The following is a 12,850-nucleotide window of genomic DNA, read 5'->3' as shown; positions in this document are numbered from 1 at the left end:
ATAACATGACAGATCAAATTCAAGACGAAAATAAATTGATTGCAGAGCGTCGTGCCAAGCTAGATGCGATTCGTGAGAATTGCTCAGCTAATGGTCACCCGAATACTTTCCGCCGTGAAAATTACACAGCAGATCTACAAGCTAAGTTTGGTGATAAATCGAAGGAAGAGTTAGTCGAGTTAGACCACCAAGTTTCAGTAGCAGGCCGTATTTTAGCAAAACGTGGTCCTTTCCTTGTACTTCAAGATATGAAAGGTCGTATTCAGGCGTATGCGTCTAAAGACGTACAAAAAGATTTAAAAGAGAAGTATGGTCAGCTTGATATCGGTGACATCATCGGTGTATCGGGTCCGCTTCATAAATCAGGTAAAGGTGACCTGTACGTAGATATGGTTCAGTACGAGCTACTAACAAAGTCACTGCGCCCATTACCAGAAAAATTCCACGGTTTAACAGACCAAGAAGCGAAGTACCGTCAGCGTTATGTTGACCTTATCACTAATATGGATACCCGTGAGACGTTCCGCATTCGTTCAAAAGTGATTGAAGGCATTCGTCGTTTCTTAGCTGAGCGTGACTTTATGGAAGTTGAAACGCCAATGCTTCAGGTTATTCCTGGTGGCGCAACGGCGCGTCCATTCGTGACTCACCACAACGCGTTAGACATCGACATGTACTTACGTATCGCACCAGAGCTTTACCTTAAGCGTTTAGTGGTAGGTGGTTTTGACCGCGTATTTGAAATTAACCGTAACTTCCGTAACGAAGGTCTTTCAACGCGTCACAACCCTGAATTCACAATGATTGAATTCTACCAAGCGTACGCTGACTACAACGACCTAATGAACTTAACTGAAGATATGTTACGTACGGTTGCACAAGATGTACTTGGTACAACAACGGTTGTTAATACAGTTAAGAACGCTGAAGGTGAAGTTGTTGAAACAATCGAATATGACTTTGGTAGCAAGTTCGAGCGCCTATCTATGGCTGATGCCATCATCAAGTTTGGCCCAGATGCAGCTGAAATCGCGCATATTTTCAAAGATCCTGAAAACCACTTCGACGAGCTAGTAGCTTACGCGAAGAAAGTACACGTTAAGATCCCAGAAAAATGCGTATGGGGTGCAGGTAAGTTTTTATGTGAGATCTTCGAAGAAACAGCTGAGCACAAGCTAATTCAACCGACTTTCATCACTGAATATCCGTGGGAAGTATCGCCACTTGCACGTCGTAACGATGAAAATCCATTTATTACTGATCGCTTCGAATTCTTCGTAGGCGGCCGTGAATTAGCAAATGGTTTCTCTGAGCTTAACGATGCAGAAGATCAAGCTGCACGCTTTGCACGTCAGGTTGAAGAGAAAGATGCCGGTGACGATGAAGCAATGCACTTTGACGATGACTATATCCAAGCACTTGAGTATGGCTTACCGCCAACAGCAGGTGAGGGTATTGGTATCGACCGTCTAGTAATGCTATTTACTGACTCACCAACGATTAAAGATGTAATCTTATTCCCGCATATGCGCCCGCAAGCGGACTAAGCAACGTCTTATAAAAAAACCCAGCCATGTGCTGGGTTTTTTGTTTTCAAGGGGCTGTAAATCCTGTTGAATTTGTTAGTTATTCTTAATGCGATGAAATTAAGTACTCTTCTACATCTTCTTTCAGATCTTGGAAGTCATATTCATCGAGTTGTAAGGTGTCTAATACTCGCTGTTCTATTGCGTGCCATTGTGGTTCAGGGCGAAAGTGCCTAGCGACATGCACTAGGTTTTCAGCCAAGCGTAAACAAGCAAAGCAACTGCGCTCAAATTTATCGTTTGAGGCATTAAAAAAATCATTACTGTGATGTTGCAGTATTATTTGGCAAATTTGTTTAGGTAAGTTCCAACTCGTGGCTAAGTAGTAGCCAACAACCGCGTGATTGGTTTTGTACTTCTTTTCTTCTTTATGTATTAACGGGTTGCTGTCATTTTCACGGTGCTCTTGCAGTAAATGGGTGTAGCCTTCAAAGCGAATTGCCATCGCGGGTGTACCCGCATCGTGAAACAAACCAATTAAGTGTAAATTTTCGGGTGGTAGGGGCGATTTTAAGTGTTGCGCAATAATACACGACACATTAGCGATGTCGTTAGCGTTATCCCAAAAACGATTTAGTGGTAACGAGCATTTACTTTGGTCATAGGCTTGTTTAAGTAAATAGCCGGTGACTAAGCTGGTAATGTTCTCAAGACCTAAAAACATTACGGCTTGGCGGATATCACTTATTGTTCTAGCAAGGCCGTAGTAGGGGCTGTTTATAATTTTGAGTACGGCAGCTGATGTTGCCACGTCAGCGGCAATAATGTCTGCAACGCGATAAAGTTCAGGCTCGTGGTTTAGCTCATCTTGCAGTGCTTGCAAAATATCAGGCTTAGCTGGAATGGTGAAACCAGCTGCAACATCGCTCAGTATTTTGTTATCTATTTCAATCATTAGTTCGCTTATTTTTAACAAGCCACTTAATTACTATAGACAAAGATTGTCGAGCTGTTGCAATAGTGTGTGTTATTTAGGCATAAAAAATCCCAGCAAGAGCTGGGATTTTTGGTCAGTCATCAATTTAGATTTCCATATCTAAGCGGCTGTCCGTAAATCTGTGTCTTCTGAATTTTGTTTAATATCAGAATCCTTAAGTAAGAAGCTTAATATGACTGGCACTAAAATCAAAGTGAATATTGTTGAAACCACTAAGCCACCAACCACAACACCACCCAAACCACGGTATAGCTCACTACCCGCACCTGGCATTAACACCAGTGGTAGCATGCCGCCAACCGAGGTAAGTGTTGACATCATAATAGGGCGAACACGGCTTTCAACCGACTCTTTAATTGCCAGTTGTGCGCTTAACCCTTTGTACTTCAGATTGTTAAGTGCTTGGTGCACAATTAAGATTGCGTTGTTTACAACCACACCCGCCAAAATTACGAAACCCAATAGCGTTAACACATCAAGGTTTTGAATTGGCGTATAACGGTCAAACACACTTGCCCAGTGCACAGCAGCAAGGCCCATAAAGCCACCTAGTGTTGCAAGCGGTACACTTACCATAATTACTAATGGGTATTTCCAGTTTTGGAATAAAATAACCATTACCAGATACACTACAAACATTGCCAAAAATAGGCTCGAACTCAAGGTGCCAAACAAACTACCATCACCTAACAGCGACTTTTTAAGGTCAGCCAGTTTACCGGCACTACCAGCTAGGTTAACTTCAACAGCCGGTGAAATCGCACCCGCACCGCGTAGTTCTTCAACCATACTGTTAACAGAGGCGATAGCTTGCTCAAGTGGCATGCCAGCAGGCGGTGTAAACTGCAAGGTTACAGCGCGCTGACGTGAAACGTGCTTAATTTGGTCAACGGTTTGCGTGCGTTCAACAAGCGCAAGTGACTGTAAATCAACAACCTGACTTTGTGGTGTAGCTAATGGCGCTTGCATCAGTGCATCGATTGGGAAATCACCTTGCTGCGCGTTAGTTACAATCTTAAGGTCTTTTAATTCACCGCCAACCGCAAAACTGTTCATCATAATAATGCCATCACCGTTTGCTTGCACAGCTAGGCCTAAATCACGACGCGTCATGTTGAGCTCTGCTAAACGCTCATCTAGCGGCTTAATTGAAAGCTCTGGTGTTGGCAATAAAAAGTTAGCGGGTTCTGGAATGGTTGCATAAGGACCATAATTACCAATTAACTTAAACAGTAGCGCCGTTGCGCCATTAGTAATTTGCTGCAAATCGTCACCAACTAAGTCGATTTGAATTGCGCTACCCGTTGTACCACCCGTGTTAAAAAGTGGGAACTGGAAAGCAAAGCCAATTACATCAGGTGCGTTTACGCCCATTAATGTTTGGTTTAGAAAGTCTACCGCATCAATGGTTTTATCCGCTTCTTTCGGGATCATGCCATGGAGAATTTGACCGTCCATCGCAACCAAAAAGTAGTGGTCAATTTCAGGCGCTTTAATGGTGCTGCCATCCATTAATTGAATATCTGGTGTACTTTGCGTTAAATCTGGCTCACCACCACGAATAACGGTTTCTGCATGGAATTTATCACCGGTGACTTCCCAAGCTGGGCGTATCACTTTTTCAATGCGATTACCTATTTCTGATACTTGATCAAGGTTATAACCCGGCGGCGGTACCATAAAACCAAAAGCAAAATTACGGTTACCTTTTGGTAAGTAATCAAGCGGTGGAATAAGTAGCGCAATACCCACAAGAGTTACGACTGCAAAGCTAGTTACAACGGTAACTTTGCGTTTTGTCGTGCTCGAAATGGCAACAAATAAGGCGCCAATTTTGTTTGGTAGCTTCGCTGCTTTTTTCTCAAGTTCAGCCAGCTTACCAGTTCTTAATTTTACTTGTTTTGACTCACTGCGCGCACGTAAAAAGTAAGCGCCCGCTACCGGAATAACTAAGACAGATACGACAAAACTAATAAAGACTGCTGCCATGATGGCAAGTGATATATCGCGAAAAAGCTGACCTGCGCTATCGGCAATGGTTAAAATTGGCACAAATACAACGAGCGTTGTCATGGTTGACGCAAATACGGCACCGGCAACTTCCTGAGTACCTTCAACACTGGCCTTAAGCGGCTTTTTGCCCATTTCTAAATGGCGGAAAATATTCTCGATTACCACAATGGCGTTATCAACTACCATACCGACCGCGAATGCCATGCCCGCAAGCGATACGATGTTAATTGAACGGCCAAGGGCAACCAAAATTACCACAGACGCAATCACTGAAATTGGAATTGCGATAGCGATAACGCCAATGGTGCGCAGTGAGCGTAAAAATAGCAGTAGCGTAATTACGGCAAGTAAGCCACCGACCATAATATTGCTTTGCACTAAATCAATGGCGTTTTCAACATAGCTTGATGAGTCCCACGTAGTAACAAGCTCAAAAGTACCATTTACGCCTAGCTTTTTAGCGTGTTGCTCAAGCATACCGTCAGGTTTATTAAGTTCAGCAATTTCCGCTTTTAGCGAGTTCATGGTTTCAAGTAAGTTAGCACCATGCGCCAGCTGAAAGTTGAAAAATGGCATTTTAACGCCACGTGCACGCACCCAATCACGCATATCTTTGTAATCGAGTTTTACTGTCGCGATGTCTTTAACATAAACCGGGCCGTGGTTGTCTTTGCGAATAACGATATTTTCAATGGTTGCCGCATCGGTAAAGCGCCCCATAGCACGCACGCGAATATCATTTTTACCGTCGGGCAAACGACCACCTGAATAATTGGTGTTGGTAATTTGAATCGCGTCTACTAGTTGGCTGTAGGTAATACCAAAATTGGCTAGTTTGACGGGGTCAATTTGAATTTGCAGTTCTTGTTCACGAGCACCTAAAATTCCTACCTTAGAAATACCTTTGATGTTTTCAAGGCGCGGACGTAATCGACGCTCCATAAAATCATACAAAGTCGTGTTATCAAAGCTCGGATCGGTTGCCGCAAGGCCTACCCAGGCGATGTAATCCACCGACATAGGATCAACGCCTTCAACGGTCGGTTCCGATACGCCCATAGGGTAGGCGGGTACTTCGTTAAGCTTTTGTACTACTTCTGCTTGTGCTTGTTTAATATCGGTGCCAGTTTCGAACTCTAAACGCAATTGAGCGGCTGAGGTTTGGCTGATACTGGTTAAAGAAATTAGTCCATTTACATCAGATAATACTTTTTCTTGCTCAATCACCACGTCCGATTCAATTTCTTCAGGGCTTGCGTTTTCCCAAAAGGTACGCACGCTGACGACGACTGAATCAACTGATGGGGTCATTTGAACGGGTACTTGGGTAAAGGCGAGTACGCCCGCCAGTACCGATAAAATTACAGCAACGATTACACTAATAGGTTGTTTAACCGCGCTTTCTACAATCTTCATAACGTGCCTACTTTAAATGTTGTTGATTGCCGTTAGAGGTATCTGCTACCGCAACAACAGGGCCTGGCATTAGACGCTCGTTGCCTTCAGTGATAACTTTGTCGGTTGGTGCAAGTTGTGGTGCATAAACTGCCACCTTATCGCCTTGATGAAACTGCACGTTAACTGAAATTGGTTGTGCAATTTGCTTGTCGCCTTGTAGTACCACTTTATAAACTAAGTAATTACCACCACGATTCACCAATGCATCTTTTGGCACAATAAGCGTGGTGCGAGGTTTACCTTCTGGTAACCAAGCGCTTACCGACATGCCTGGCATTAAACCGTTGCCATTTACTTGACCAATCACGCGGAAAGTACGGGCGCGTTCATCAACACTATTAAGTACTTTAATATTGCCCGCTTGAACTAGCTCATCGCCAATCTGCAAGGCAATTTCGCTTGGTGCTTGACTTGCTAAAAAGGCAAAACGTTCTGGCACATCTAACCAGGCTTCTAATTTATTGAGAGAGGTTAAAGTAAATGCATGATCGCCACTGCCTAACCATTGACCTAGTTCAGCTAGACGATTAGTTACTTGGCCATCAAATGGTGCGCGAATTGACATATCATCAATACGCACCTGCAATGCGTTTAATTGTGCTGACAGTGCCTTTATCGCTTGTGTTGCAGCGATAACTCGTGCTTGGTTCGCAATAGTGAGGGTTTTACTTTGATTTAAACGCTGCTTTGATACGGCGCTTTTTTGCGCTGATTGCTTATAAGCAAGGTAGTCTTCTTCTGCTTGCGTAAATTCTGCTTTTGCTAATGCAAGGTTAGCATCTGCTAGCATTTTCTCTGCTTGTAAACGCTGCTTTTCAGCGTCTAATCGGCGTGTGTCGAGTATTGCCAGCACATCACCTTCTACAACAACATCACCTTCATTAACCAGTACTTTAACTACTTTACCTGATTCTACTGAAGCGACATTAGCTTGATTGAATGCTTTTAACGTGCCGACAACACGTTTACGTGGTTGCAATTGTGCTTCGCTTGCTTCACTAAAGCGAACGACTTGCGCATTTGCGTTGAAAACCAGCAACAATAAGCTCAATGTTGCTGCGATATATTTAAAAGAAAGTGGAGATGTCATTGTAATTTCCAATTGAGTAGACCAGTCGTCTAGTGAATTGTTATCCAATTTGGCAGGTGTTGCAAGATGAATTTGGGCTGAATAGCGATTTAAAACTGAGTTTTTAATATAAGTTAATGAAATTACTATTTATATTTTAAAATTATTTTTTAGACCAAGTGGTCTAGAGGAGGTTTTGGTAGGTAAACAAAAAGTGCCAATTAAGGCACTAAAATCGATTCGAAAATAATTTCAACAAAGTTGTCGTATGGCTCGGTTGAGCGCTCTACTTGCATTTGTATTGCTGCGCCATGGCTGGCATTAAACAGAAATGCGGCGATTTTATGCGGGTCGAGGTTTTTGTTTACTTCGCCTTCTTGTTGCGCTTCGCGAATGGTTTGCGCCATCATGCTGTGCACTAAGTCTTGCGCGCATTTTATGCCGCCGCGCATATTTTCACTGAGCTGAGATTGCTCCAAAATCAACTTGGGCACTAAACATTCACAGTCAATACCATCTTCTTCATGAAATTGCTGAATGCGTTTAAACCAGTTATGAATGCGCTGCAGTGGCGAGAATTTTCGATCACGCAGGTATTCACGCATAAAGTCATGGCTTTGGTCTTGGGCACGCTCAATGAGGGCAAGGCCAAAATCTTCTTTTGACTTAAAATAATGATAAAACGAACCTTTTGGCACTCCGGCTTTATCAAGGATTTCTTTTAAGCCACATCCGTTGTAACTTTTTTCGATGATCAGCGCATGACCTGCCGCTAATATCGCTTCTTTGGTATCGGGCTTATTCATAATTCGGGTTAATATTTACGTACACACTTTGTGGGTATTATTAGACCAGTCGTCTCTAAAGTCAACTTTAGTCGACGGTTAGAGTTGATCTTCAATAGGCAATAAGCGGAAAAAACATGCGCCTATTTTACGCCAAATGCTGGCATCTGGTTCACTTTTAAAGGTTTTTTGCGTATCCATATCAAGCCAAATTAGCTTGTCGTCAGCGAGCTGTACACGGTAAGCTGAATTTGCCACAGCATCATTTAATGCGCTAACAATTTTGCTGCTAAGTGCCTCATTTTCAAACAGCACGCCAATTTCAGTGTTGATAAACATTGAGCGAGGGTCGAGGTTTAATGATCCAACAAAGGTTTGCTGTTTATCAAAGATAATTGATTTAGCGTGTAAACTCGCCTGAGTAGAGCCGCGCCATGCTGACGGTTTAAAATTCGGTTTTACTTTTGTTTCATAAAGCGTAACGCCCGCTTTTAACAGCGCTTTGCGATAAGGGGCGTAACCTGAATGCACTGCAACAACGTCGGTGGCGGCTAATGAATTCGTAAGAATCGTTACATTTACGCCACGCTCAACCATATCGATTAAGTATTTTGTGCCACCATCGCCAGGTACAAAATAGGGCGAGATAATAAATAGGTCTTTTTGGGTATTGGCAAAGGCGCTTTCTAGTTCGTCAAGGAGTGGACTTGTTAGGCCTCTTTCGTTGATTTTGCTTGGCGGGTCGTAAAGTACATCGGCTTTACCCCATGACCATGGCAAGGCTCCTTCAGATAAGTACTCTAAAAATTGTGATTGAGTTAACGCCTGAATATACTCGATTTGCGATTGTTCCGTATCGGTTATTTGTTCTTCCCATTCAGATAAAATCGCAATCGTTTCTTCATCAGAATAACGCCTAGGATGAAACACAGACAATGGGTAACTGTATTCACTGTTCCAGTAAGCGTCAAATTGCGTATTTACATCGTGTGTAGCTTCTCCAATGAGCAATAGATCAAAGTCGCCAAATTCTACTTCATGACTGGCACTAAAATATTCGTCACCAATATTTCGTCCGCCGATCACCGACGCCAAGCTATCTACCGTGAGCGATTTATTGTGCATGCGACTATTGAGCCTTGCAAAATCGGTCAGAATGCCAAGCGCTTTATTGCGACGATTCGGCGAGGGGTTAAACAGGCGAATTTCAACATTCTTATGTTGGTTTAAAATATGTAGCTGAGGATTATGATCTGAGGCTTTTAAGTCATCAAGTAATAGTCTTACTCGCACACCACGCTCCGCGGCATTGTATAGCGAATAGTTGATTTGGTTGCCGGTAATGTCGTTATTGTAGATGTAATACTGTAGGTCAATGCTGCTGGTTGCCGCATTGATTAAACTCACGCGTGATACAAAGGCATCGACTCCTTGCCCAAGCGTATAAACGCCGGTTTGTCCTTGCTTATCATGTGTTAAGTCGCTAATAAATTCAGCTAATCTACCTGTTTTCGCTGGCTCTTTAGCATAGCTAGGTGTACTTGTATTTGGCGTTATTTTTGTTGCGCATCCAGCCATGGCAAGTACAACTCCTATAATAAAAAAGCGTATTAGTAACATGTGATTACCGACTAGTTAGTTTAATAGTATCAGTTCTATTAAGGTATAGATTACAGGGATAATAAGTGGGGTCAATATGGCGCTTAATACTAAACTAACGGATGCAAATGCGCCCATACGTTCATCAACCTCAATGGCGCGTGCAGTGCCCACTGCGTGACAAGCTGCTCCAAGTGCTAAGCCTTGACTGGGTATATGTGTTACGCCAAATAGTTTGAGGAGCGGTAAGCCAAAAACAGCGCCAAAAATACCGACACAAATAACAATAACAGCCGAAAGAGCACTTATGCCGTTAAGTTGGTTGCTAACTTCAATGGCAATGGGTGTTGTCACTGCGTTGGGTGCAAGGCTTGCGATAAGTTGTTCATTAGCGCCAAGCAAATAGGCGACAAGCATGGCAATGATCGATGAAACCAAAACGCCGGTGGCGCTGCATAAAATGTAGCGCCAGGTATGTTGTTTTATGGTGCGCGATTCTTTGTACAGTGGGATCGCTAGCGCAACAATTGCTAAATCAAGTAACCAAAAATACGCTGTGTTAATTGTAGCAAACTCCGTGTAGGGAATTTCACTCCACACTAAAATCACGCTAATAAACGCAATGCTTAATAAAATAGGGTTACAAAGGCTGTGTTTTAAGTAATGGGTCTGCAACCATTTAAAGGTAAAAAAACAAAGCGGAGACAAAACAATCAAAAGCAGGCTCATGACTGTTCCTTATCGCTAGATGCAAAAAGCAGACTTGCGACTTTTCCTACGATAAATAGGGTGCCTACCGTGGCGGTAAGTATTGAAACCACAATTAAAAGCAGGTTGTCTTTAATAAGGTCTAAATGCTGAATGATGCCAACACCAGCGGGAATGAAAAAAAGTGGGAAGTATTTCAGCAGTAATGCACCAACCGCCTCACATTGCTTTAGCGACACAATATTTAATTTGAGCACAAGCAATAATATGCCCATACCGAGCACTGCTGGGGGAAAACTAAAATTCAGTATATACAGCAGGCCATGACCAAGGGCTAATGCTGTTACTAGAATTGTTAAACTAACAATGTATTTCATAGCAATAGCCTATCACAGCTTGCAGGTCGGTATACTGTTCTTTAGTCGCTACCAATTAGCCGAATTGTCGAAAGGCTTAGTTTCTCCTTTTAAGCGGTTGCTAATGGCACGTTTTACATTTTTGCCGCGTAGAATGCGTATTTGATTAAATGTTTCAGCTGCTAACAATTGGCGGCGATTTGCGAGCATACGCTTTTGATAAGTGCGTTTGTTTGCAGCCAACGCATCGGGCGATTGTGCTAATAATGCCGCCTTTAATTGCTCGCATTCGTGATCTAAATCGTCGCATACTTGTGTAATTAAATTGATTTCTTGGGCAATTTCAGCGCTAATTGGCTCGGCTATATGAGTGAGCTTTAAGGCTTGGTCGTAAGGCATTAGGCCTTGCAACATGACACTGCCTGCCATATCTGGTGTTAATCCCCAACGAGATTCCATAATGGCGAATTGGGCATCGCGGCTCGCTAAACGAAAGTCTGCGCCAAGCGCGATTTGCATACCGCCACCAAAACAGCGGCCATGAATTTTACAAATCACCGGCGCTTTAATTTCTTGCCACCCTATGGTGACTCGCTGCGCTAGATTTGCATTACCGGGAAGCCATTTGAATAGCAGTTTTAACATTTTAGTAGGAGAGCGGCTGATGTTTTTTACATCAAGGCCGGTACAGAAATCACTGCCGTTGGCATCAATAATCACTAATCTCAGAGATTTTTCTTTTTTCAATTGTTTAATAATGTGTGCTAGCTGTACAAAACTTTCATAGCTCAGTGCGTTGAGTTTATCGGGGCGATTAAATGTGACGGTGGCAACGCCAGCTTCAATATTTAAGGTGACAAGGTGGCTCATTATTATTCTCATCCGACCTGTTGGGTTGTTCGAGATTAACGTGTCTTACTATGTCTGTAAAGCGCGTAACTTCACCCTAGGTTCATATTTTTCCAGCAAAATAGCCGCTCTGACAAATGGCTAAAAAACACCACTTACTGATTTGATTAGATTTTGTTAAATATTAAATTACAATTAATGTGCAGTCGTATTATGATTGATAACCAGAAGATATTATTAGAAATTTCGGATTTTTCATCGAGAATAAAAATTTGCTCTATTTGTGATAAGGGAGAGTTGCATGTTTACGTCCAAGTATAAAAATATTAGTTCCCCAACCAAAGCTGCGTTTTTTGTCAGCTGTGTGTTGTTAGGGCCGATGGCCCTGACGGGTTGTGGAAAGGAAGAAGTTGTGCAACAAGCGCCAGCACCAGCAGTCTCGGTTTATACCGTTAATAATGACCAAGTTGGCACTTATCGTGAGTTTACTGCGCGCACCGAAGCGTCGAAAGAAGCGGATATTACAACCCGTGTGCAAGGTGAATTAATAGAGCGAAAATTTGTTGAAGGCTCTGAAGTTAAAAAAGGCGATTTACTGCTAAAAATTGACCCTAGCGAATACGAGGCGTTTTTAGCGCAATCTGATGCGGACCTAAAATCAAAAATAGCTGGTGCAGCAGGTGCTGCCCGCGATTTAAAACGTGGTAGGGAAGTCGCTGATAAAGGTTTTATTTCACAATCTGATTTAGACAAGCTAATTACCAATGCTGCGCAGACGCAAGCAGCGGTAAAAGCGGGCGAAGCGGCACTTAAAAAAGCTAAATTGGATTTAAGTTACACTGAAATAGTAGCGCCGTTTGATGGGAAAATCGGTCGCGTAAATATTGATGTAGGTAATATTGTAAGCCCGCAAAGTGGCGTGCTAGCAAACATCACCTCAACGGACCCTATCTATGTTAATTTTTCGGTTGAAGAGGCACTTTATACTACCTACTTACAAGAACACCGAAATATCGAAAGTCCTGATCAAGTACCTCTCGATTTAAAAATTCGTTTACCGAATAACAGCGAATATGCCGAGGCTGGTGTGCTAGATTTTGCCGATACAAAAATAGACCGCAACACCGGCACGGTTGAGCTAAGAGCCTCTTTCCCAAATCCAGATGGTATTGTGTTACCTGGGTTATTTGTAAAGCTGATTGCTGAGAGCAAAAATAAATCGTCTATGGCGTTAGTGCCACAAGCTGCGGTACAGGAAAATCAGCAAGGTAAGTTCTTATTGGTGGTTGATGACAACAACAAAGTGAGCACACGACATGTAGATTTAGGTCGCCGCATTAATGCTATGTGGGTCGTTAACTCGGGCATTGAAGCGGGTGAGCGCATTATTATTGAAGGGCTACAAAAAGTGCGCCCAGGTGTTGAAGTAAACCCAGTTGAAAAGAATGTTGATACGGTAACCGGTGTTATCACAAACAGCGCAGAATAGG

General features: G+C 42.8%; 10 protein-coding genes. 2 read left to right on the top strand and 8 right to left on the bottom strand.

Annotated elements, in window-relative coordinates:
* Nucleotides 1–5 precede the first annotated feature (5 nt).
* Entirely contained in the window at nt 6–1,547 is a 1,542-nt protein-coding gene (gene lysS / locus C2M30_RS04490; protein WP_105170807.1) for a lysine--tRNA ligase, read from the top strand.
* A gap of 85 nt (nt 1,548–1,632) precedes the next feature.
* Here the strand turns inward: lysS and C2M30_RS04485 are convergent, their stop codons facing one another.
* From C2M30_RS04485 to C2M30_RS04450, 8 genes are all read right to left on the bottom strand, one after another.
* Nucleotides 1,633–2,481, bottom strand: a complete 849-nt coding sequence (locus tag C2M30_RS04485; protein ID WP_100912870.1) for an HDOD domain-containing protein — start codon at nt 2,479–2,481, stop codon at nt 1,633–1,635.
* Nucleotides 2,482–2,622: 141 nt separating this feature from the next.
* Nucleotides 2,623–5,952 carry an efflux RND transporter permease subunit gene (locus C2M30_RS04480; RefSeq protein ID WP_105170806.1) on the bottom strand — a complete coding sequence of 1,110 codons (3,330 nt, stop codon included), beginning with the start codon at nt 5,950–5,952 and terminating at the stop codon, nt 2,623–2,625.
* 7 nt (nt 5,953–5,959) lie between these two features.
* Nucleotides 5,960–7,084 carry an efflux RND transporter periplasmic adaptor subunit gene (locus C2M30_RS04475; protein ID WP_105170805.1) on the bottom strand — a complete coding sequence of 375 codons (1,125 nt, stop codon included), beginning with the start codon at nt 7,082–7,084 and terminating at the stop codon, nt 5,960–5,962.
* A gap of 200 nt (nt 7,085–7,284) precedes the next feature.
* Nucleotides 7,285–7,869, bottom strand: a complete 585-nt coding sequence (locus C2M30_RS04470) for a TetR/AcrR family transcriptional regulator (protein WP_054978589.1) — start codon at nt 7,867–7,869, stop codon at nt 7,285–7,287.
* Nucleotides 7,870–7,947: 78 nt separating this feature from the next.
* Nucleotides 7,948–9,426 (bottom strand): phospholipase D family protein, encoded by a 1,479-nt coding sequence (locus tag C2M30_RS04465; RefSeq protein ID WP_158683318.1) that lies wholly within the window; start codon nt 9,424–9,426, stop codon nt 7,948–7,950.
* Nucleotides 9,427–9,483: 57 nt separating this feature from the next.
* Nucleotides 9,484–10,176 carry an LrgB family protein gene (locus tag C2M30_RS04460; RefSeq protein ID WP_105170803.1) on the bottom strand — a complete coding sequence of 231 codons (693 nt, stop codon included), beginning with the start codon at nt 10,174–10,176 and terminating at the stop codon, nt 9,484–9,486.
* Entirely contained in the window at nt 10,173–10,532 is a 360-nt protein-coding gene (locus tag C2M30_RS04455; protein WP_105170802.1) for a CidA/LrgA family protein, read from the bottom strand. The genes C2M30_RS04460 and C2M30_RS04455 overlap by 4 nt, the downstream gene beginning before the upstream one ends.
* A 48-nt stretch (nt 10,533–10,580) precedes the next feature.
* Entirely contained in the window at nt 10,581–11,381 is an 801-nt protein-coding gene (locus C2M30_RS04450) for a crotonase/enoyl-CoA hydratase family protein (protein WP_105170801.1), read from the bottom strand.
* A 280-nt stretch (nt 11,382–11,661) separates the two neighbouring features.
* On the opposite strand from C2M30_RS04450, the gene C2M30_RS04445 reads away from it, so the two are divergent.
* Nucleotides 11,662–12,849: an efflux RND transporter periplasmic adaptor subunit gene (locus C2M30_RS04445; RefSeq protein ID WP_010560783.1), complete on the top strand. Its 1,188-nt coding sequence runs from the start codon at nt 11,662–11,664 to the stop codon at nt 12,847–12,849.
* The last annotated feature ends 1 nt before the right edge of the window (nt 12,850 follow it).

This window comes from Pseudoalteromonas sp. T1lg24, from assembly GCF_002964745.1.
Taxonomy (GTDB): Bacteria; Pseudomonadota; Gammaproteobacteria; order Enterobacterales; family Alteromonadaceae; genus Pseudoalteromonas; species Pseudoalteromonas spongiae.
This window is presented reverse-complemented; position numbering and strand designations above follow the sequence as displayed.

Coding starts and splice junctions, on each gene's coding strand:
- lysS (WP_105170807.1), top strand. CDS start 6: ATGACAGATCAAATTCAAGACGAAAATAAATTGATTGCAGAGCGTCGT.
- C2M30_RS04485 (WP_100912870.1), bottom strand. CDS start 2,481: ATGATTGAAATAGATAACAAAATACTGAGCGATGTTGCAGCTGGTTTC.
- C2M30_RS04480 (WP_105170806.1), bottom strand. CDS start 5,952: ATGAAGATTGTAGAAAGCGCGGTTAAACAACCTATTAGTGTAATCGTT.
- C2M30_RS04475 (WP_105170805.1), bottom strand. CDS start 7,084: ATGACATCTCCACTTTCTTTTAAATATATCGCAGCAACATTGAGCTTA.
- C2M30_RS04470 (WP_054978589.1), bottom strand. CDS start 7,869: ATGAATAAGCCCGATACCAAAGAAGCGATATTAGCGGCAGGTCATGCG.
- C2M30_RS04465 (WP_158683318.1), bottom strand. CDS start 9,426: ATGGCTGGATGCGCAACAAAAATAACGCCAAATACAAGTACACCTAGC.
- C2M30_RS04460 (WP_105170803.1), bottom strand. CDS start 10,176: ATGAGCCTGCTTTTGATTGTTTTGTCTCCGCTTTGTTTTTTTACCTTT.
- C2M30_RS04455 (WP_105170802.1), bottom strand. CDS start 10,532: ATGAAATACATTGTTAGTTTAACAATTCTAGTAACAGCATTAGCCCTT.
- C2M30_RS04450 (WP_105170801.1), bottom strand. CDS start 11,381: ATGAGCCACCTTGTCACCTTAAATATTGAAGCTGGCGTTGCCACCGTC.
- C2M30_RS04445 (WP_010560783.1), top strand. CDS start 11,662: ATGTTTACGTCCAAGTATAAAAATATTAGTTCCCCAACCAAAGCTGCG.